Source organism: Lactobacillus delbrueckii subsp. delbrueckii DSM 20074 = JCM 1012, assembly GCF_001433875.1.
GTDB classification, from domain to species: domain Bacteria; phylum Bacillota; class Bacilli; order Lactobacillales; family Lactobacillaceae; genus Lactobacillus; species Lactobacillus delbrueckii.
Genome location: NZ_AZCR01000001.1, coordinates 2,936 through 22,412, shown reverse-complemented (window position 1 = coordinate 22,412; position 19,477 = coordinate 2,936). Strand labels below are relative to the sequence as shown.

General features: G+C 51.7%; 19 protein-coding genes, 3 pseudogenes and 1 other annotated feature. Of the genes and pseudogenes, 1 reads left to right on the top strand and 21 read right to left on the bottom strand.

Features of this window, described 5'->3' with window-relative positions:
* The 7 genes from FD23_RS10025 to rplU all read right to left on the bottom strand — a co-directional run.
* The coding region (locus FD23_RS10025; protein WP_275452785.1) for a tetrahydrofolate dehydrogenase/cyclohydrolase catalytic domain-containing protein at positions 1–173 on the bottom strand (173 nt) is incomplete at its 3' end.
* Positions 174–221: 48 nt separating this feature from the next.
* On the bottom strand, positions 222–620 hold the full coding sequence (gene nusB, locus FD23_RS00125) for a transcription antitermination factor NusB (protein ID WP_002879679.1): 399 nt from the start codon (positions 618–620) through the stop codon (positions 222–224).
* Positions 620–1,054, bottom strand: a complete 435-nt coding sequence (locus FD23_RS00120) for an Asp23/Gls24 family envelope stress response protein (RefSeq protein WP_004560645.1) — start codon at positions 1,052–1,054, stop codon at positions 620–622. Before FD23_RS00120 ends, nusB begins: the two co-directional genes overlap by 1 nt.
* A gap of 19 nt (positions 1,055–1,073) precedes the next feature.
* Positions 1,074–1,640 carry an elongation factor P gene (gene efp / locus FD23_RS00115; RefSeq protein ID WP_025895739.1) on the bottom strand — a complete coding sequence of 189 codons (567 nt, stop codon included), beginning with the start codon at positions 1,638–1,640 and terminating at the stop codon, positions 1,074–1,076.
* Positions 1,641–1,709: 69 nt separating this feature from the next.
* Positions 1,710–2,816: a M24 family metallopeptidase gene (locus tag FD23_RS00110; RefSeq protein WP_025895738.1), complete on the bottom strand. Its 1,107-nt coding sequence runs from the start codon at positions 2,814–2,816 to the stop codon at positions 1,710–1,712.
* A 144-nt stretch (positions 2,817–2,960) separates the two neighbouring features.
* The gene (gene rpmA, locus FD23_RS00105; protein WP_002879309.1) at positions 2,961–3,260 is read right to left on the bottom strand and encodes a 50S ribosomal protein L27; all 300 of its coding nucleotides are present in this window, start codon (positions 3,258–3,260) and stop codon (positions 2,961–2,963) included.
* Positions 3,261–3,275: 15 nt separating this feature from the next.
* A complete protein-coding gene (gene rplU, locus FD23_RS00100; RefSeq protein ID WP_003618434.1) occupies positions 3,276–3,587 on the bottom strand; it encodes a 50S ribosomal protein L21 in 312 nt (103 codons plus the stop codon).
* Between the two features lie 16 nt (positions 3,588–3,603).
* Positions 3,604–3,680 (bottom strand) — a sequence feature (ribosomal protein L21 leader region).
* Between the two features lie 147 nt (positions 3,681–3,827).
* Here rplU and FD23_RS00095 point away from each other — a divergent pair.
* A complete protein-coding gene (locus FD23_RS00095) occupies positions 3,828–4,184 on the top strand; it encodes an arsenate reductase family protein (RefSeq protein ID WP_013439856.1) in 357 nt (118 codons plus the stop codon).
* Positions 4,185–4,225: 41 nt separating this feature from the next.
* Here FD23_RS00095 and FD23_RS00090 read toward each other — a convergent pair whose 3' ends face one another.
* The 14 genes and pseudogenes from FD23_RS00090 to purL all read right to left on the bottom strand — a co-directional run.
* Positions 4,226–5,353 carry a trans-sulfuration enzyme family protein gene (locus FD23_RS00090; protein ID WP_025895732.1) on the bottom strand — a complete coding sequence of 376 codons (1,128 nt, stop codon included), beginning with the start codon at positions 5,351–5,353 and terminating at the stop codon, positions 4,226–4,228.
* A gap of 26 nt (positions 5,354–5,379) precedes the next feature.
* Positions 5,380–6,531, bottom strand: a complete 1,152-nt coding sequence (locus FD23_RS00085; RefSeq protein WP_025895730.1) for a trans-sulfuration enzyme family protein — start codon at positions 6,529–6,531, stop codon at positions 5,380–5,382.
* Positions 6,532–6,689: 158 nt separating this feature from the next.
* Positions 6,690–7,406, bottom strand: coding sequence for an ABC transporter ATP-binding protein (locus tag FD23_RS00080; RefSeq protein WP_052933707.1), 717 nt, complete (start codon positions 7,404–7,406; stop codon positions 6,690–6,692).
* A complete protein-coding gene (locus tag FD23_RS00075; protein WP_025895977.1) occupies positions 7,399–8,175 on the bottom strand; it encodes an ABC transporter ATP-binding protein in 777 nt (258 codons plus the stop codon). The genes FD23_RS00080 and FD23_RS00075 overlap by 8 nt, the downstream gene beginning before the upstream one ends.
* A gap of 15 nt (positions 8,176–8,190) precedes the next feature.
* Positions 8,191–9,165, bottom strand: coding sequence for a branched-chain amino acid ABC transporter permease (locus tag FD23_RS00070; RefSeq protein ID WP_025895976.1), 975 nt, complete (start codon positions 9,163–9,165; stop codon positions 8,191–8,193).
* Positions 9,166–9,179: 14 nt separating this feature from the next.
* Entirely contained in the window at positions 9,180–10,058 is an 879-nt protein-coding gene (locus FD23_RS00065) for a branched-chain amino acid ABC transporter permease (RefSeq protein ID WP_025895975.1), read from the bottom strand.
* 48 nt (positions 10,059–10,106) lie between these two features.
* Entirely contained in the window at positions 10,107–11,300 is a 1,194-nt protein-coding gene (locus tag FD23_RS00060) for an ABC transporter substrate-binding protein (protein WP_044880535.1), read from the bottom strand.
* A gap of 380 nt (positions 11,301–11,680) precedes the next feature.
* Positions 11,681–12,814, bottom strand: coding sequence for a phosphoribosylamine--glycine ligase (locus tag FD23_RS00055; protein ID WP_052933708.1), 1,134 nt, complete (start codon positions 12,812–12,814; stop codon positions 11,681–11,683).
* Between the two features lie 15 nt (positions 12,815–12,829).
* Positions 12,830–14,358 (bottom strand): annotated as a pseudogene (gene purH, locus FD23_RS00050) (bifunctional phosphoribosylaminoimidazolecarboxamide formyltransferase/IMP cyclohydrolase).
* A complete protein-coding gene (gene purN / locus FD23_RS00045; protein ID WP_013439861.1) occupies positions 14,359–14,940 on the bottom strand; it encodes a phosphoribosylglycinamide formyltransferase in 582 nt (193 codons plus the stop codon). It lies immediately after the preceding pseudogene.
* A gap of 8 nt (positions 14,941–14,948) precedes the next feature.
* Positions 14,949–15,983: a phosphoribosylformylglycinamidine cyclo-ligase gene (gene purM, locus FD23_RS00040; RefSeq protein ID WP_025895971.1), complete on the bottom strand. Its 1,035-nt coding sequence runs from the start codon at positions 15,981–15,983 to the stop codon at positions 14,949–14,951.
* A 2-nt stretch (positions 15,984–15,985) separates the two neighbouring features.
* Positions 15,986–17,464 (bottom strand): amidophosphoribosyltransferase, encoded by a 1,479-nt coding sequence (gene purF, locus FD23_RS00035; protein WP_025895970.1) that lies wholly within the window; start codon positions 17,462–17,464, stop codon positions 15,986–15,988.
* A pseudogene (locus tag FD23_RS00030) lies at positions 17,440–17,832 on the bottom strand (AIR synthase-related protein); the annotation flags it as partial. The pseudogene FD23_RS00030 and the gene purF, both read right to left, overlap by 25 nt.
* A gap of 205 nt (positions 17,833–18,037) precedes the next feature.
* Positions 18,038–19,477, bottom strand: a pseudogene (purL, locus tag FD23_RS00025) (phosphoribosylformylglycinamidine synthase subunit PurL); the annotation flags it as partial.

Sequence of the window (19,477 nt, the reverse complement as noted above, 5' to 3'; positions counted from 1 at the left end):
TTCTCAGCCTTCCGCTTCTTGGAGGCGACATAGACCTTGCTGGCCGGATCATCGCCAATATCGATGACGCAGAGCTTGGGACTGACCCCATGCTCTTTTAAGGAAGCCACTTCACTGCCTAACTTTTCCCCTAATTCCCGGGCTAGCTTCTTCCCGTCTAAAATTTCTCCCAAAACTGCCTCCTTAAGAAAAAAAGCCGGCGAAACGCCGGCTTATAAAGATTATTCTTGCACAAAGTTTGCCAATATGCCATTGATGAAGGCCTTTGACTTCGGATCATCAAACTCGTCACACAAGTTCAAAGCCTCGTTGATGGCTGACCGATCTTCAATAACCGGGCTGTACAGCATTTCATAAAGGGCCACTTCCAAAATTGCCAAGCTGGTCTTGCTCAGCCGCTCCAAGCGCCAGCCTTGCTTCAAGTTGGCGGAAAGCTTGTCACGCAGTTCAGCCTGCTTGTCGATCACACCGCTGACCAGTTCCTGGCTGTAGGCCGGCAAAGTATCCAAGTCCAAAGCGGACTTGACATTGTTTTCCAATTCACTGGCCGTCACGCTGGGATCCTGGTTGTACAGATAAATGGCTTGCAGTGCAATTCTTCGACTATCGTGTTGATTCATTACTTATCTTCTTCTTGATCGGGGAATAATGGTTGATCAGCATCTTCAAAGTTCTTTTCATCTTCAGGGAAGACGAGACCAACGACATGAACATCAATGGACTTCAAATTCATATCCGTCATCTGAGTCAGCTGCTGCTTCAGAGCTTCTTGAATCTTGCCCGCAACAGCTGGCACGTTGACGCCGTACTTGAGATATACGTAAACGTCAGCCGTCAGTTCGCCGTCTTCATCAACTGAGACGGCAACTCCCTTGCCCCGATCCTCGCGGCCAAAGACACGGCTCAAGCCTGACTTCAAGCCACCGCGCATCCCGGCAACACCGTCGACCTTCTGAGCTGAAATGCCCAGAATGACTTCGAGTACCTGCAGGTCGATCTTGATTTGATCGCCCTCATCATTGCCGCTTAAAACGATTGTTGAATTATCAGCCATTTTTCCACCTCGAAAACTACTACTTAGAACGTGATACGTATGAACCGTCACTAGTGTTAATCGTCAGCACGTCACCAACATTGATAAAGAATGGCACAGTGACAACCAAACCGGTTTCCATCGTAGCTGGCTTACCACCACCTGATGAGGTATCGCCGCGGATGCCTGGTTCGGTTTCAACGACTTTCAGGTCAACCGTGTTTGGCAGGTCCAGACCCAAGGTTTCACCATTGTGGGAAATAATGTTCACAATCATGTTTTCCTTCAAGTACTTGGCTTCCTGGTCGATCTGAGCGTTTGGCACTTCCAATTGCTCGTAAGTTGCCGTGTCCATGAAGACATAGCTTGAACCGTCGTTGTAAAGGTATTGCATTTGCCGAGTTTGAATGTCAGCCGTTTCGACCTTGGCAGTTGAACGGAAAGTGTATTCTTGAACGGCGCCAGTCCGCAAGCTCTTCAGCTTTGAGCGAACGAAGGCACTGCCCTTACCTGGCTTAACGTGCTGGAATTCAACGATACGCCACAGGTCGTTGTTGTATTCGATCGTGAGGCCGTTCTTGAATTCGTTAACAGAAATCATTGTCATCTGGTAAATCCCCCGTTTCTACATCTTAAATTGTACCAATAAACACTAAATTTTACCATAAAAATAATCTTACAGGTGAATGAGTTCGTCCTTTGGTAAAGTGGACAAAACTTTCGGAGTGTCGCCATTAACCAGAATATCATCTTCGATCCGGACCCCGCCTTGTGGCAGGTAGATGCCTGGTTCAACCGTGTGCACGATCCCGTTTTCCAGGGTCGTCTGGCTGAACAAAAATTCCGGCTGACACATTTCATGGATTTCCAGGCCGATTCCGTGTCCAATCCCATGGCCGAAGTATTGCCCGTAGCCGGCGTTATTGATGTAGCCCCGTGCTGCCTGGTCAACGTCCTTGCCAGTTGCCCCGGCAACAGCGGCGGCAATCCCCCGCTTTTGTGCTTCCAGAACGATCTTGTAGATCTTTTCCAGTTCATCTTCCACGCTGCCCAAAGCGTAGGTTCTGGTAATGTCGGCGGTGTAGCCGTTATATGAAGCGGCCGCGTCAATTACGACCAGTTCGTGCTCTTGCATCAAGCGGTCGCTGGCCACCCCGTGGGCCCAGGAAGAACGGGGACCAGAAGCGATAATTGAGTCATAGCCCGGGCCGTCGCCGCCGTAGAGCTTGAAGAGGTAGTCGAGCTTGGCGCCCACGTCTCTTTCCTTGGCACCTGGCTTAAGCATTGGCAGAACTTCTTCAAAGGCTCTTTCTGAGATTTCAACAGCCTTTTTTAGAGTGGCCAGTTCCAGGTCATCCTTGACATTGCGGACCCGTTCAACGATTTCAGCAGCCATCACCAGGTCAACATTTGGCAGCTGGGATTTGATCGCGTCATATTCATAAGCAGAAACAAATTCTGCTTCGACTAAGAGTTTCTTGACCCCCAGCTTCTTGACTTCTGCCGCGATTTCGGCCGCTTCGTGGCCATGCTTCATGACTACCTTCAGTTCACCCACTGCCTGGGCTTCGATTTGCGGGGCAAAGCGGGAGTCTGACAGAAGCACCCGGTCGCCGTTTTTGGCAATGATCAGCTGGGCTTCTTCACCGGTAAAATTGGTCAGGTAGCGGTAGTTTGCCCGGTTGAAAACCAAGAGGGCATCCGCGTCCTTGTCCTTGATCAAGTCGGCAGTTTCCTTGATCCGTCTGGTCAACAGACTTAACAATTCATTGTTCTTGCTCATAAGCACCATCCTTTTCTGCAGCTTTTAAGCTTTTATTCATGATGCTTTTATTATATAAAAGATCAAGGACTTAAACATGCTTTCCCTGGAAAAAGGGCAAGAAAAAAGCAGGCAGCTGGACTGTCTGCTCCTTTGCCGGCTTGATTATTCAGCGTCTTCTACTGGCAAAACAGAAACTTGCTTCTTGTACTTGCCAAGACGTTCGAACTTAACAACACCGTTAGTCAGTGCGAACAAAGTGTCGTCGCCACCGCGGCCAACGTTCTTGCCTGGGTGGATCTTAGTACCACGTTGACGGTAGATGATTGAGCCAGCGTGTACCTCTTGACCGTCGGCACGCTTTGCGCCCAAACGACGACCAGCTGAGTTACGACCGTTGGTAGTTGAACCACCACCCTTGTGGTGGGCGAGTAACTTTGCGTTTGAAAGAATGTTCATCATCATAGTGTTCACCTCTTACTAAGCTTCGATGCTCTTAACAGTAACCTTGGTGTAAGGTTGACGGTGACCGTACTTAGAATGTGAGTGCTTCTTTGGCTTGTACTTGAAAGTTACAACCTTCTTTTCCTTGCCTTGCTTGTCAACACTAGCAACTACCTTAGCACCTTCAACTAATGGAGTACCAACCTTAACGTCGTCACCATTAGCTACCAGGATAACTTGGTCAAAAACAACTTCTTCGCCAGCTTGTACGTCAAGCTTTTCAACGAAGATACTTTCGCCTTCGGCAACCTTGTATTGCTTGCCACCGGTCTTAATAACTGCGTACATTAGTACACCTCCGTATAAAATTACTTAGACTCGCCATCAAAGGTGCTGCCCAAAGCAGGCTTGTCAACCTTATCTGCGCGGTTGCAGAATCGAGGTATCACTCAAATTGCAACTCTGTTAGTATAGCACGCTTTGCCCGCCTTGCTCAAGTTTTTTGCCAGGCAAATTCCTGTTTTTGCCAGATTTTTTGCGTTAAACTCAAGAGGGATAATTTAGTAAGGAAGAAATCGAGGGAAAAACATGCCAAAATTCTATGGATACAAGCGCTGCTCCACTTCCCGGAAGGCCCAGAAGTGGTTTGACGACAAGGGCATCAGCTATGACTTCCAGGACCTGGTGGAGACTCCGCCGGAAAAAGACCTGCTCTTGTCCTGGCTGACCAAGTACCAGGACCGCGGCCTGCGCTACTTTTTCAACACCAGCGGCCAGCACTACCGGCAAATGGGCCTGAAAGACAAGTTGCCAAATATGACTATAGAGGAAGCCGCTGATCTCTTGTCTAAAGACGGCAAGCTGATCAAACGCCCCCTGGTCGTTGATGACCAGCACTTAACCTGCGGCTTTAAAGAAGAGGTCTACGAGCAGACCTGGAAATAAGCAAAAACAAGTTCCGGCTTCTGGAACTTGTTTTTTTGCTTTTATTCCCCCAAGGCCTGGGCCAGGTCGGCAATCAAGTCGTCCGCGTTTTCCAGGCCCACTGAGAGCCGCAAAAGCCGCGGCGTAATTCCCAGCCTGAGACGCTGGTCTTCTGCAACATCGTCATGGGTCTGGTAGTAAGGAATGGTCAAGAGGCTTTCTGCCCCGCCCAAGCTTTCCGCGAAAGTAATCAGCTTGATGCTCTTGAGAACCCGGTCGACTTCTTCGTCGCTGTCCAAATAAAAGGAGATCATCCCCGCCTTGCCCGGGTAGAGGACTTTTTCCACGTGCGGCGCCTGCTCCAGGAAAGAAACGATCTTTTTCGCGCTAGCCGTGTGCTGCTGCATTCTTAAAGGAAGAGTCTTCAAGCTTCTGGTCAAAAGCCAGCTGTCAAAGGCGGACATAGTGTCGCCAACCGTAATGGTGTACTGGAAGTAAAAGTCGGCCAAAACCTGATCCTTGACCACCACGATCCCGCCTAAAATGTCGTTGTGCCCGCCCAAGTACTTGGTGGCTGAGTGAATGACCACATCTGCCCCTTGGGTCAGCGGCTTTTGGTAATATGGCGTGTAAAAAGTATTGTCAACGGCCACCAGGATATCAGGATTATAGTCATGAACAGCATCAGCCACGGCCTGGATGTCTACGCTCTTCATCATCGGATTGGACGGGGTTTCCAGCCAAACAAGCTTGGTCTTTGGCGTCAAAAGCCCCAGCAAATTTTCCAAAGTTTCCCCGTTCCAGAGCTTGAACTTGATCTGGAAGTGGTCTTCCAGGTGACGGAAGTAGCGGAAGTCGCCCCCATAAAGGTCGTCTAAGCTGACCACTTCATCCCCGGTCTTCAAAACACTTAAGACCAGCTGGACAGCAGCCATCCCGCTGGCTACAGCGAAACCTTGGCAGCCTTCTTCCAGTTTGGCCAGGGTCTCTTCCACGGTTTTCCGGTTAGGGGTTTCCACCCGGGAATAGGTAAAGCCCTGCAAGCGGTCAAAGTTGACCGCCTGGTCCAAGTCCGGGTGCCGGTAACAGGCCGACAAGTACAAGGGCTGGGCAACCGGATTGGCTCCGTCTTTTATGCTGCCGGCTTCCGCCACGATGGTCTCAAAAGACCGGGTATCTTTTTCTGTCATCTTTTTCCTCCATTTCCTTAAATCCATTATCTTTTAGCTTCGGCCAGGGCCTGGTCAATGTCAGCGATCAAGTCCGCCGCGTCTTCAATGCCCACGGCAAAGCGGATAAGGCCCGGCTTGATGCCGGCGGCCAGCTGCTCCTCTTCTGACAGTTCGGCATGGCTCATCTTGCTTGGCAGTTCGACCAAGCTTTCAACCGCCCCTAAGCTTACTGCCAGGCTGAACAGATTTAGACTGTTGACAAAAACTACCGGGTCATAAATATCGTTGTCCAGTTCACAGGAGAAGACCCCGCCCGCCCCCTTGGCCTCTTTGCGCAGGTCATCATAGCCGGATAGGTCCGGATCACCTGGATAGTAAATCTTGGCGATTCCGGCCTGCTTTTTCAAAAATCCAATAATCGCTTGAACATTTTCCATCTGCCGGTCTAAGCGCAGTGACAAGGTCTTGATCCCCCGGGCAAGTTCATTGGAATCTTCCGGCGACAAAATCCCCCCAATGGCATTTTGCACAAAGTAGACCCGGTCAGCCAGCTCCTCTCCCTTGGCAATAACGGCCCCGGCACTAACATCAGAGTGGCCGGCCAGGTACTTGGTGGCGCTATGAACGACCAGGTCTGCCCCGTATTCAAGCGGGCGCAAAAGATAGGGGCTGAGGAAGGTGTTGTCGGTAATAGCCAAGATGCCGTGCTCATGGGCTAATTGGGCAATCCCAGAAACTGGCGTCACCTGCAAAAGCGGATTAGTCACCGGCTCAAAGTAGATTGCCTTGGTATTCGGCTGGATGGCTTTTTCCACTGCCGCCAAATCCCGGGTGTCAACTGCCGTAAATTCCAGGCCCCGGTCTTTGAAGTACTGGTAGACGATCCGGAAGGTGCCCCCATAAATTTGGTCACCGATGACGATATGGTCTCCAGCTGCAAAAATTGCCAAAGCCGCGTGAATCGCCGCCATTCCGCTGGCAAAAACAAAGGCCCGGTCTCCCCCCTCCAAGCAGGCCAGCTGTTCTTCAACGGCATTTCTGGTCGGGTTGCCCGACCGGGAGTAATCGTACTTTACTTGCGCCCCGATTTTTGGGTAAGCAAAAGTGGTCGCCTTGTAAACCGGCACGGCAACGGCCCCTGTTTGATTGTCATTTTGCCGGGGCTGGTGGACCAGCCGGGTGTTGAATCCCGCCATCTTTTTCCTCCTACTTTGTATTAAATCTTATTCCATTATTAACTGTTTTCTTAATCTAAAACTAATTATACCCCAAGGATCAGCCTTTTCCTAGCAGATAAGAAATGAAGAAAAAATAACCTTCGAAAGCAGTTTCCCGCTTTCGAAGGTTATTCTTTTTAACCACCAAGGTAGGCCTTTTGCACGGCCGGGTCGTTGAGCAGGTCCTGCCCGCTGCCGGTCATCTTAACTTCGCCTGAGGCCAAAACGTAGCCCCGGTTGGCAATGCTGAGGGCCTGTCGGGCGTTTTGTTCAATCAAGAGGACAGTCATGCCTTCCTTGTTGATGCTTTTAATAATGTCAAAAATTTCCTGGATGTAGATTGGCGCCAAACCCATGGATGGTTCATCCAGCAAGAGCAGCTTCGGCCGCGCCATCAAGGCTCGGGCCATGGCCAGCATCTGCTGTTCCCCGCCGGAAAGAGTTGCGGCGTCTTGCTTTTGCCGTTCCTTCAAGATCGGGAAGCGTTTGAACATGGCTTCCATGTCCTTTTCCACCCCGTTCTTGTCCTTTCGGAGGTAAGCACCCAGCTGCAAGTTTTCCTTAACCGTCATCCCGGCAAAAATCCGCCGGCCTTCTGGTACCTGGGAAACCCCGGCAGCCACGATCTTAGGCGCGGTCAACTTAGCCAGGGACTGGCCCAGAAAGACGATTTCGCCATTAGCCGGCTTCAAAAGACCGGAGATAGTCTTCAAAATGGTCGACTTGCCGGCCCCGTTGGCCCCGATCAAGGTGACGATTTCGCCCTCCTTAATGTCAAAGCTGACATCGCGGACAGCCTTGATTGCCCCGTAATTGACTGAGAGCTGGTCGACTTCCAAAATTTCTTTAGACATCTGCTCCACCTCCGAGGTAAGCGTTGATAACGGCTTCGTCATTTTGGATTTCACTTGGCGTCCCCTTGGCCAGCAGCTTGCCTTCCGCTAACACATAGATTCTTTCCGCCAGGTTCATGACCAGGGACATGTCGTGTTCAATCAAAAGTACGGCAATCCCGTATTCGGTCTGCAGGCGCTTGATCAATCTGGTCAAGTCAGCCGTTTCTTCCGGGTTCATCCCCGCGGCTGGTTCATCCAGGCAGATGATCTTGGGCTCCGTAGCCAGGGCCCGGACGATTTCCACCCGCCGCTGAGTCCCGTATGGGAGACTGCCGGCCGGGAAGTACATGACATCTTCCAGGTCAAAGTCCTTCAAAAGTTCCTTGGCCCGCTCTTCCATGGCTTCTTCCGTCTTATAGTAAGCAGGAAGGCGGAGAACCGCCGTCAGGAAGTTTTCCTTGTAATGGTTGGTCAAGGCGATCAAGACATTTTCCAAAACGGACAACTTGCTGAAGAGGCGGATGTTCTGGAAAGTTCTGGAAATCCCCATCTGGGCCACCTTGTAGGCCTTGGTGTTCTTCTTGACTTCCTGGCCGCCAATCTTGACCGTCCCGGTCGTGGCTGGTCCCACCCCGGTCAGGCAGTTGAAGAAGGTGGTCTTCCCGGCCCCGTTCGGCCCGATCAGGGCAACCAGTTCTTTTTCGCCCACGTGCAGAGAAACATCGTCGACCGCGGTCAAACCGCCAAAGACTTTGGTGATGTGGTCCGCGTTTAAAGCATCCGTCATTTCAGTTCCTCCTCACTACTTGCTTTCTTTTCCGGCTTCTTTCATATCGCCGTCTTGCTTTTTCGTTAAAAGACGCTTGAAAGAGAATTCCCATTTACCAAACAGACCGCCTGGCTTGAAGATCATGATGATGATCAAAGCGACCGCGTAGAAGACCATCCGCAAAACGCCCAGGCTTTGCAGGGCCGCATCCAAAACGCCCAAGAGGGTGGTGGCCACGAAGGTCCCGGTAATGCTGCCCAAGCCGCCAAGAACCACAAAGATCAAAATGTTGATTGATTCCATGATCCCGAAGGTGGATGGCACGATCGTCTGCAAGTAAGAAGCGTACAGGGAACCGGCGATCGCTGCCGTTGCCGCCCCTAAAACAAAGGCTGACAACTTCCACTTGGTCGTGTTGACCCCCATGGCTTCAGCCGCGATTTCGTTTTCCCGGATGGAGATAACCGCCCGGCCGTCCCGGCTGTGGATGAAGTTGACGGTCACGATCGTGGTCAAGCAGACAAAGATGTAAACCACGTCCCAGGTCGCAAACTGAGGGATGTTGAACAGACCAGCTGCCCCGTTGGTGATCTTCATGTTGTTGATCACGATTCTGATAATTTCCGCTGCCCCCATCGTCGCGATGGCGAAGTAGTCACCATGCAGGCGCAGGGTTGGAATGCCGACCAGCAAGGCGACTACGATTGAAATGACCACCCCGACCAGAATTGACAGGTAAAAGCCCCCTGCCGTGTTCATCGTCTGGGTCATGATCCCGGTGGCGTATGCCCCCAGGGCCATGAAGCCGGCGTGGCCCAAAGAGAATTGTCCTGAAAAGCCGATAACCAGGTTCAGCCCGACCGCCAGAATGATGTTGATCCCAATCGTTACCAGCATGTTTTCAATGAAAGTATTGATCACGCCAGCCAGCATCAAGGTATTGATCAGGTAAAAGCCTGCCACCATGAGGATCAGCCAGCAAAGATTGTATTTCCAGTTTTTCTTCATCTGACTTCTTCCTCCTAAACCTTTTCAACTTGCTTCTTGCCAAACAGACCGCCCGGCAGGACAAGCAGGATAACAATCAAAACGATATAGACGGCCGCGTCTCTGAAGGCTGAGAAGCCCATGGCCTGGACAGCCGTTTCCAGAAGACCAATCAAGAAGCCGCCGACAGCCGCGCCTGGGATAGACCCGATCCCGCCGAGCACGGCGGCAACGAAGGCCTTGATCCCTGGCGTCATCCCCATCAGTGGGTCGATTGAGTTGTAGTACAAGCCGATCAAAACGCCGGCTGCTCCAGCCAGGGCACTGCCCAGGGCGAAAGTAATTGAAACCGTGTGGTTGATGTTGATCCCCATCAAGCTGGCTGCATCGTAGTCAGTTGAAACTGACCGCATGGCCCGCCCGGTCTTGGTGTAATTGATGATGTACATCAAGCCCAGCGTCAAGATCAAGGTCGTAACCAGGATGATCAGCTGGATGTTGGAAATCATCACCCCGCCCAGATCAAAAGTCTTCTGCTTGATAACCTGCGGGAAGTTCCGCGTGTCTGAAGTGACCAGGTAGGACATCCCGTTTTCAAGGAAAAAGGACACGCCAATGGCGGTGATCAAGGCCGCCACCCGGGGGGCGTTTCTCAAGGGCCGGTAGGCAACAGCTTCAATAATCACGCCGGCCAGGCCACAGACAATCATGGCTGTGATCAAGGCGGTGATAAAGCCAAAGTGCAGGTAGTTGATCGTGTAATAACCCCAGTAAGCACCTAGCATGTATACGTCCCCGTGGGCGAAGTTAAGCAGCTTCGAGATCCCATAAACGATCATGTATCCCAAAGCCAGCAAAGCGTAAATGCTGCCGAGGGAAAGCCCATTTATCAATTGCTGGAAAAATGTTTGCAAGTTTAAAACCTCCTTGACTTGCCTGTGGCATTACCGGCTAAAAATTAATTACTTAACCGTGTAAGCCTTGTTGATCTTGCCGTTAGTCATTTGTTCAACAACGACTGACTTTTGCGGGTTGTGCTTGGAGTCCATAGTGATCTTCCCAGTTACCCCCTTGAAGTTCTTCAGACTTGCCAGACCTTTTTGGATAGCGCTTGAAGATACTTCGCCTTCCTTCTTGGCCGCGTCGACGATCATGTAAACTGAATCGTAAGCCAGGGAGCTGAAGGTTGTCGGTTCTTCGCCGTACTTAGCCTTGTAGGTCTTCAGGAACTTAACAACTTCAGGTTCCTTGGACTTGATTGAGAAGTGGGTGGTGTAGTAAACGTTAGTGGCGTTCTTCTTACCGGCGATTTGGGCCAGTTTTGGTGAACCCATCCCGTCAGCACCAACAACTGGAACGTTTAAGCCCATTTCCCGGGCTTGCTTGAGGATCAGGCCGATTTCAGTGTAGTAGCCTGGCAGGTAGAGGGCATCTGGCTTCTTGCCCTTGATCGTAGTTAAGGTTGAGTTGAAGTCCTTGTCGCCTGATTGGAAGTATTGAGTAGTTACAACCTTGCCGCCCAACTTCTTGAATTCCTTGGTGAAGGACTTGGTCAGACCAGTACCGTAGTCAGTGGAGTTGTCAGCCAGGATAGCCACGCTCTTCTTCTTTAAAGTGTTGTACATGAAGTCAGCTGCCTTCTTACCTTGGAATGGGTCAATGAAGCAGGCACGGAAAGCGTACTTTTGCGTCTGCCCGCTCTTGGTTTGGGTAAATTCGGAGGCAGTGGCTGATGGACCAACCATTGGCACGCCGGCCTTGGTTAGGTTGGCGATTGAAGCAGTCGCGTAAGCCGTGGCTGCCGGGCCGACTTGGGCAACGATCTTGTCGCTGTTGGCCATTTGAGCGGCTACTGAAGCTGCGGTTGAAGTAGATGACTTGTTGTCGCTGATAAACAGCTTAACCTTATAAGTCTTGCCGCCGATCTTAACGCCCTTCTTGTTGATTTCCTGGGCTGCTAATACGACACCCTTCTTTTCTTGCTGGCCGTAGCTGGCAACTGAACCGGAAAGTTCCAGGTTAACCCCGATTCTGATCGTATTGTCGCTGGACTTGTTGCCGGCAGTTGAGCTGGTCTTAGCGATTGCACAGCCAGTCAGGGCTGCGGCGGACATCATAGTTGCGGCGGCTACGCCGAAAGCTTTCTTAAAATTCATGACGGTTTTCCCCATTTCAATTAAATGCATTAGACTTCAACTTCTGTTTTTAACGTTTAAACCTAAATTAAAAAGTCTTCACTCATCCAGTGAGTGAAGACTCTTAATCCGGATCATTGAGCTCACTCACAAATGCTAACGAAGAAGAGCTCATTCAGAGCTCTACATAACTTGCAAGAGAGTAATGACGGCAGCTGAGAACAGCATGGCATTATTCATTTGTTGACACATTTGACATTTCATAATTCTCAGCTCCTTTTAATTTTAAGTTGCTTTTATTTTATTTAACTTCCTCCTTAATGTCAAGCTCATTTATCATTTTTGTTTAATTTTTCTTTTTAGAAAAAGAAAAAGGAGCCAATGGCTCCTTTTTTCCAGCTTTAAAAGCGCTTGCCGGTTGCCCGGTAGCCGATATCACGCCGGTAGAATGTCTGCGGGATATCCAGCTTGGCCAGGTAGGCATAAACGTGTTCTTGGGCTTCTTTTAAGTCAGCTTCCTCAGCCCGGACCATCAAGATCCGGCCGCCGCTGCCGGCCAAATCAGCAGCCAGGCCAGTTACGTTGGCACAGTCAACGAAAATGCCATCTTCAGCTGGCAATTGGCCCAGTTTTTGCCCCTTAAGCAGCTTCTTCGGATAGCCTTCAGCGGCCAAAATGACGCCGAGGACTGCCTCATCCTTTTCTTCAACGGATGGCATTTCCTCATCATTTACGCAGGCAGCAACCAGTTCCGCAAAGTCGCTCTTCAAGCGCGGCAAAACAACTTCCGTTTCCGGGTCACCCAGGCGAACATTGTATTCGATCATTTTCGGCCCCTGCTTAGTCATCATGAGGCCCAGGTACAAAACGCCGTGGTAGTCATAGCCACCAGCCAGCAGACCCTTGGACGTCGGTTCAACCAACTGGTCAACGATTTCCTGGTATTCAGCCTGGCTCAATTGCGGAACCGGGCTGTATGAGCCCATCCCGCCGGTGTTCGGCCCCTTGGCAAACATTTCGGTCAAAGTAATTTCCGCCGTTTCCTGGTCTTCAGCGATGATCACGCCTTTCCCGCCGGCCAAGCCGTCTTCTTTCAAAACGACTGGCAAGCCAAAGTCCGGCAAGGCACTAATGGCAGTTTCTACACGCTGGAAGGTTTCATAACGCGGGTGCGGCACCTGGTACTTTTCCATGAACTGCAGAGCATAGTCTTTTGACTCTTCCAATTGGGCTGCTCTGGCATTAGGCCCGAAGATCTTCAAGTCAAAAGCATGGAAGTAGTCAACAATCCCGGCTACCAAGGCATCTTCCGGACCCACAAAGGTCCAGGCAATGTCTTCCTTAATAGCAAAGTCCTTCAAGGCCTTGAAGTCGTCTTCTGGAATGCCAGTAGCTTTAACGCCGATCGCGGCCATGCCGGAGTTGCCCGGCGTGCAGAAGACTTCTGCAACGTGCGTGCTCTTCTTCAAAGCGCGGGCGACGGCGAATTCCCGGCCGCCAGACCCGACTACCAAAATTTTCAGCTTGTCTTTCATTTTTTATCAGCCCTTTTAGTGTCTAAAGTGACGGACGCCAGTGAAGACCATGGCAATGCCGTACTTGTTGGCCATGTCGATGGATTCCTGGTCACGGACAAACCCGCCTGGCTGCACGATGGCCTTGATGCCGTGCTTACCGGCGTATTCAACGCAGTCGCTGAACGGGAAGAAGGCATCGCTGGCGATGACTGCCCGGTCGTCCAGGGCTTCTGCCGCGTGGTCGATGGCAATCTTTTCAGAGTCGATCCGGTTTGGCTGGCCGGCCCCAACACCCAGGGTGCGTTCATTGTTAGCGACAACGATCGCGTTGGACTTGGTGTGCTTGACTGCCTTCCAGGCAAAGAGGAGACTTTCCAGCTGCTCTTGCGTTGGCTTGGCTTCAGTTACGCATTCCCAGTCAGCAAAGTATTCGTCCAGAACATCCTGGTCTTGCACCAGCAAACCGCCCATGACGGATACAGTTTCCTTGCTGGTTACTTCGTCCTTCTTGCTGAAGTCCAGCTTAAGGATCCGGAGGTTCTTCTTCTTGGTCTTCAAGGCTGCCAAAGCATCATCATCGTAGTCTGGTGCGATGATGATTTCCAGGAAGATCTTGTGCATCTTTTCAGCAGTTGCCAGGTCAACCTTCCGGTTCAAGGAAATTACACCGCCAAAAATTGATACAGGGTCAGCAGCGTAAACCCGGTCCCAGGCTTCTTCTAAAGTATTCCCTTGGCCGATCCCGCATGGGTTCATGTGCTTCATGGCCACGACAGTTGGCTTGCTGAATTCGCGGACGCATCTCAAGGCTTCGTCAGCATCCTTGATATTGTTGTAAGACAGCTGCTTGCCGTTTAATTGTTCAGCCTGCAAAACTGAGAAGGCCTTTGGCAGGGCATCTCCGTAGAGCCAGGCCTTTTGGTGGCTGTTTTCCCCGTAGCGCATGGCTTCCTTTAAGTCGTAAGTTAAAGTCAGCTTTTCCGGAGCAGTTTCGCCGGCCTTTTCAGTCAGGTATTGGGAAATCAAGGCATCGTATGAAGCAGTCAAGCGGAAGGCCTTAGCCGCTAAGCGGGCCCTGGTTTCCAGGCTGGTAGAGCCGTCTTTTTAACCTGGTCGTAGTCAGCCTGGTCAACCACGATCGTTACATCGCGGTAGTTCTTGGAAGCTGACCGCACCATGCTTGGGCCACCGATGTCAATGTTTTCGATAGCTTCAGCCAGGGTCACGTCAGGATTTTCAATGGTCTGCTTGAATGGGTAGAGGTTAACGCAAACCAAGTCGATTGGCGTAATCTTGTGTTCCTTCAAAGTTGCCACGTGTTCCGGCAATTCCCGCCGGGCCAGGAGGCCGCCATGGATGTAGGGGTTCAAGGTCTTGACCCGGCCGTCAAGAATTTCCGGAAAGCCAGTCACATCTTCAACTGAAATAGTTGGGATGTCGGCTTCATCCAAAACGCGCTTGGTACCGCCAGTCGACACGATTTCGTAATCATTGGCCACCAGGCCCTTGACGAAAGGAACCAAGTTGGTCTTGTCTGAAACACTTACAAGTGCACGCTTCATTTATTTGTTCTCCTCTTCAAATTTCAGCAAAGCTTTTCTCAAGGCTTCCGGATACAGGTGGTGTTCACATTCGTGAATTCTTGCTTCCAGAGTATCAACCGTGTCGTCGTCATAGATCGGCACGTGCTTTTGGGCAATGGCCGGACCAGAGTCCAGGCCAGAGTCGATATAGTGAACCGTTACCCCGGTTTCAGCCGGGTGGTCGGCAAAGGCCCGTTCAATTGAGTGCAGGCCTGGGTAAGCCGGCAAATAAGCCGGGTGAAGGTTGACGATTCTGCCTTCATATTTGCTCAAAATCGTTGGCCCGATCACCCGCATGTAGCCAGCCAGGGCAATAAAGTCGATTTGGTAGTCCTTTAAGACTTGAAGGATCTTTTCTTCGTACTTTTGCTTGCCGCCGCAGGACTTGACCGTAAAAGTCACTACCGGTGTGTGGAATTTTTCTGCCCGCTTGATCACCGGAGCGTCCGGGTGGTCACAAAAGAGCAGGGCAAGGTCGCCGGGCAGGTCGCCCTTTTGAAAATGTTCGGCCAGAACTTCATAGTTAGTTCCGTTGCCGGATGCAAAAATTGCTACTTTCATTATTCTACCTATTTAATAATGATCTTCTCGCCGTCAGTTCTCTCACTCAAGTGGCCAACTTCAAAGACCTTTTCGCCACTTGCCAAAAGCAGCTGCTTAGCTTCTTCTTTCTTGTCAGCCGGTACTGCCAGGATCATCCCCAAACCCATGTTGAATGTCTGCCAGCAGTCATCATCTGACAAATTGCCTACTTGCTTGAGGTAGTTGAAGATGTCCAGGACTTCCCAGCTGCCAGCGGCAATTTCTGCCCGCAGGTCGTCATTGAACATCCGCGGCACGTTTTCAATGAGGCCGCCCCCGGTAATGTGGGCCACGCCGTGAACCAGCCCTTGCTTGATCAAAGGCAGGACAGACTTGATGTAGATTCTGGTTGCAGCCAGCAGGCTTTCACCCACGCTCTTGCCCTTCAGTTCAGCTGGCTTGTCAGTCAGCTTGACATCATGGTCCTTAAAGAGAATCTTGCGGATCAATGAAAAGCCATTGGAGTGGGACCCACTTGAAGCCAGGCCCAAGAGAACGTCACCAGCTTGCGGAGTGTCAACTGACAAAAGGCGGTCTTTTTCCGCTACCCCAACTGTAAAGCCGGCCAGGTCGTATTCGTCTGGGGCGTACATGTCAGGCATTTCCGCGGTTTCCCCGCCGATCAAGCTGGCTCCGGCCTGCTTGCAGCCCTCAGCCACGCCTTGGACAACTGAAGCCAGGAGGGCTGGATCGTTGTGCCCGCAGGCAATGTAGTCCAGGAAAAAGAGCGGTTCAGCCCCTTGAGCCAGGACGTCGTTAACGCACATGGCCACTACATCGATCCCAACGGTGTCATTCTTGTCCATCTTTTGGGCGATCATCAGCTTGGTGCCGACCCCGTCAGTCCCGGAAACCAGGACCGGGTGGTCATAGCCCAGGGAATCAAGGTCAAACAGGCCGCCAAAGCCGCCAATATTGCCCACGTAGCCTGGCCGATTGGTTGAGGCTACCGCCCCCTTGATCCGGCGCACCAGTTCATAGCCGGCATTAACGTCAACGCCCGCATCCTTATAGCGATTCACGATCATTCACCTCTGTTTTGCTTCTTTAAAATTTCCTCAACCGGTTCAACATTCAGCGGTTCCTTGATTTGTTCTTCGTAGTCGTACAAAGGAGTCGGGTACTTGCCGTCAAAGTAAGCAACCGTAAGGCCCCCGTTTGGCGCGTCACCGGCATCTGGCATGTCGACTGCCTTGATCAGGCTTGGAATGCTCAAAAAGCCCAGGCTGTCGGCCCCGATCAGCTTGCACATGTCGCTGACGCTGTACTTGGCCGCCATCAAGTCTTTTCTTTCAGAAATATCAATCCCGTAGAAGTGCGGGTATTCGAAAGGTGGAGAAGCAATCCGCATGTGGACGGACTTGGCCCCGGCTTCTTTCAGCATCTGCACGATCTGCCGGGAAGTCGTCCCGCGGACGATTGAATCGTCAACGACCACGATATTTTTGCCGCTGACCACCCCGCGGACAGGAGCAAGCTTCATTTTAACCCCCTGCTCACGCAGAGCCTGGGTCGGCTGGATGAAGGTCCGGGCAATATATTGGTTCTTGATCAAGCCCATTTCATAAGGCAGGCCGGCTGCTTCAGCATAACCAGTCGCGGCTGACAGTGAAGAGTTTGGCACCCCGATAACCATGTCCGCTTCTTCTGGAGCTGGCTGTTCCTTAGCCAGCAGTATCCCCATCCGCTTTCTGGCGGTGTGGATGTTAACCCCGTGGATAATGGAGTCTGGCCGGGCAAAGTAGATATATTCCATTGAGCAGACGGCCAGCTGGGTTTCAGTCGTGTAGTGGTCAATCTTGATCCCGTCTTTGTTGATGATGATGAGTTCACCTGGCTGCACATCCCGGACCAGCTTGGCGTGTACCGCGTCAAGGGCGCAGGATTCGCTGGCTACGACATAGCTGCCGTTGTCCATTTGCCCTAAAACCAGAGGCCGGAAGCCGTTAGGGTCAAGGGCGGCATAGAGGGTGTCATTGGTCATCAAGAGGAAGGTAAAGCCCCCTTTGACTTCGTTCAAGCTGGCCTTCAAGGCTTCGATAAAAGGCATACGGACCTTGCGACGGATCAAGTGGATCAAGACTTCCGTGTCAGAGCTTGACTGAAAGACTGACCCGGAATCTTCCAGGCTCTTTTTCAGCGTCTTGGCATTGGTCAAGTTCCCGTTGTGGCAAAGGGCGATTTCACCGTCCTGGAAGTGGAAGAGGAAGGGCTGGACATTGGCCAGGGAGTCTGAACCGGCAGTACCGTAGCGGACGTGGCCGATAGCCATGTTCCCTTTTAAAAAGTCCAGGTCAGCCGGGTTGGAGAAGACTTCTGACAAGAGCCCCCGGTCACGGAACTGGCGGAGCTTCTGGCCATCGCTAGCCACGATCCCGGCCCCCTGCTGGCCCCGGTGCTGGAGGGCATGGAGACCAAAGTAGGTCACGTTGGCCGCGTCAGGAACATTGTAGATCCCGAAAACGCCGCATTCTTCATTTAATCCTTTGATTTCATAAGGCATGGCAGGGCTTCCTCCCAAATTTGCTTCAATTCCGCTACCGGCAAGTCGGCTGCTTGGTCCTTCAAGGTCAGCTTCAGGCTATCGCCAGCAGTTTGGCCGATCTTAACCGCATCAGCTGCCAAAGCTGCAGCAAATTCAGCTGAGTATTCGCTTGGCACGCTGACCAGGAAGCGGCCTGGAGTTTCGCTGAAGAGTTCGGCACTGGTCAAGTCGCAGGCAACTTCTGTCCCGATCCCGTGGCCAAAGCTGCTTTCAGCCAGACTGACAGCCAGGCCGCCTTCGCTTAAGTCGTGGGCGCTTAAGTCGTGGGCGCTGGCCACGTGGCCGGCTTCCATTTGGGCCAAGAGGCGCTTCTGGTAGTCCTTAATTGCTAATTTCCCAGGATTTTACAACTCAATGTCTAAAAAGCCTACTATTACGGCCTTTTTCGAAGTTTAAGATAATATTTTTTGAGTTGTAACTTAAACTCAACGAAATCCTCTAAAAGGTTGATATATCAAGTAATAGAGTACTTTGAGTAGTAATTTATGGGAAATTAGCATTAATGTGGTCTAAGTCCAAATCGTTCAAGGACCCGGAGATTTCCCCGGTCAGCATCTTTTGCAGTTCTGAGCCGGCGTAGTCTGCCCCGGTTTGGCCGACCAAGTAAAGATCGTCGCCTTCTTCTTGGAGGCTGTCTCTGACCAGGTGGTCCAGGTTCTTGACCAGACCAACCATGCCGACCATTGGGGTTGGGTAGATGGACTTGTCGTCAGTTTCGTTGTAAAGGGAAACGTTACCGGAAACAACTGGAGTTTCTAAGACTTCACAGGCCTTGGCAATCCCCATGACTGAGTGGCGGAGTTCCCAGAAGACTTCTGGTTCGTTCGGGTTACCGAAGTTCAAGCAGTCAGTGATGGCCAGAGGTTCTGCCCCGCTGGCGATGATGTTGCCAGCTGCTTCAACAACGGCCCGCTTGCCCCCGATTTCCGGGTCCAGGTAGATGAAACGGCCGTTGCCGTCAGTGGTCATGGCAATCCCCTTGTGGGTGCCGCGGACCCGCAAAACGCCGCTGTCTTCACCAGGCCCGACGACCGTGCTGGTTCTGACCATGGAGTCGTAGGTCTGGGTGAACATTTCCTTAGAAGCGATGGTTGGCTGGGCCAGCATCTGCTTGTGGGTCTTTGCCAAATCAGTAATCTCAGGTTCCCAGGCCGGCTTAGCCGCGTCATCGATCATGTGCTGCGGCTGCTTTTCTTCGCTTGACTCTTCCAAGACGTCTTCAGTCAGGCTGGTTACCGGGATGTCGCAGACAACTTCGCCGTGGCGGCGCAAAATGTAGTTGTGACCGTTGGTAATCCGGCCGATAACAACGGCGTCAAGTTCGTAGAAGTCGAAAATCTTCTTGACGTCTTCTTCGTGGCCCTTCTTAACGCAAAGCAGCATTCTTTCCTGGGATTCACTAAGCATGATTTCGTAGGCTGACATCCCGCTTTCTCTTTGCGGTACCAGGTCCAGGTTCAGTTCCATTCCGGACTTGCCTTCTGAAGCCATTTCTGAACTTGAAGAAACGATCCCGGCTGCCCCCATGTCCTGGATGCCGACCAGCCAGTCAGCGTGCTTTTGGGTCAATTCCATGCAGGCTTCAAGCAGCAGCTTTTCCATGAAGGGGTCACCAACTTGAACAGCTGAGCGTTGGCTTTCGTGTTCTGAGTCAAAGGAGTGAGAAGCAAAGGTTGCCCCGTGGATCCCGTCACGGCCAGTCTTGGCCCCGACGTACATTACGGCATTGCCTTCACCTTGGGCCAGGCCCTTTTGCATGTCCTTAATGTCCAAAAGGCCGACGCTCATGGCGTTCATGACTGGGTTGCCCTTGTAGATGTCGTCAAAAGTGAGTTCGCCGCCAATAGTTGGTATCCCCATGCAGTTGCCGTAGCCGCCGATGCCGGCGACAGTTTCGTTTAAAAGCCAGCGGGTGTGGGCGTCATCTAATTCACCAAAGTGCAGAGAGTCCAAAGTAGCAACTGGCCGGGC

Excerpts from the sequence above, each read along its gene's own strand:
- nusB (WP_002879679.1), bottom strand. The coding sequence starts at position 620 with ATGAATCAACACGATAGTCGAAGAATTGCACTGCAAGCCATTTATCTG.
- FD23_RS00120 (WP_004560645.1), bottom strand. The coding sequence starts at position 1,054 with ATGGCTGATAATTCAACAATCGTTTTAAGCGGCAATGATGAGGGCGAT.
- efp (WP_025895739.1), bottom strand. The coding sequence starts at position 1,640 with ATGACAATGATTTCTGTTAACGAATTCAAGAACGGCCTCACGATCGAA.
- FD23_RS00110 (WP_025895738.1), bottom strand. The coding sequence starts at position 2,816 with ATGAGCAAGAACAATGAATTGTTAAGTCTGTTGACCAGACGGATCAAG.
- rpmA (WP_002879309.1), bottom strand. The coding sequence starts at position 3,260 with ATGATGATGAACATTCTTTCAAACGCAAAGTTACTCGCCCACCACAAG.
- rplU (WP_003618434.1), bottom strand. The coding sequence starts at position 3,587 with ATGTACGCAGTTATTAAGACCGGTGGCAAGCAATACAAGGTTGCCGAA.
- FD23_RS00095 (WP_013439856.1), top strand. The coding sequence starts at position 3,828 with ATGCCAAAATTCTATGGATACAAGCGCTGCTCCACTTCCCGGAAGGCC.
- FD23_RS00090 (WP_025895732.1), bottom strand. The coding sequence starts at position 5,353 with ATGACAGAAAAAGATACCCGGTCTTTTGAGACCATCGTGGCGGAAGCC.
- FD23_RS00085 (WP_025895730.1), bottom strand. The coding sequence starts at position 6,531 with ATGGCGGGATTCAACACCCGGCTGGTCCACCAGCCCCGGCAAAATGAC.
- FD23_RS00080 (WP_052933707.1), bottom strand. The coding sequence starts at position 7,406 with ATGTCTAAAGAAATTTTGGAAGTCGACCAGCTCTCAGTCAATTACGGG.
- FD23_RS00075 (WP_025895977.1), bottom strand. The coding sequence starts at position 8,175 with ATGACGGATGCTTTAAACGCGGACCACATCACCAAAGTCTTTGGCGGT.
- FD23_RS00070 (WP_025895976.1), bottom strand. The coding sequence starts at position 9,165 with ATGAAGAAAAACTGGAAATACAATCTTTGCTGGCTGATCCTCATGGTG.
- FD23_RS00060 (WP_044880535.1), bottom strand. The coding sequence starts at position 11,300 with ATGAATTTTAAGAAAGCTTTCGGCGTAGCCGCCGCAACTATGATGTCC.
- FD23_RS00055 (WP_052933708.1), bottom strand. The coding sequence starts at position 12,814 with ATGAAAGACAAGCTGAAAATTTTGGTAGTCGGGTCTGGCGGCCGGGAA.
- purN (WP_013439861.1), bottom strand. The coding sequence starts at position 14,940 with ATGAAAGTAGCAATTTTTGCATCCGGCAACGGAACTAACTATGAAGTT.
- purF (WP_025895970.1), bottom strand. The coding sequence starts at position 17,464 with ATGCCTTATGAAATCAAAGGATTAAATGAAGAATGCGGCGTTTTCGGG.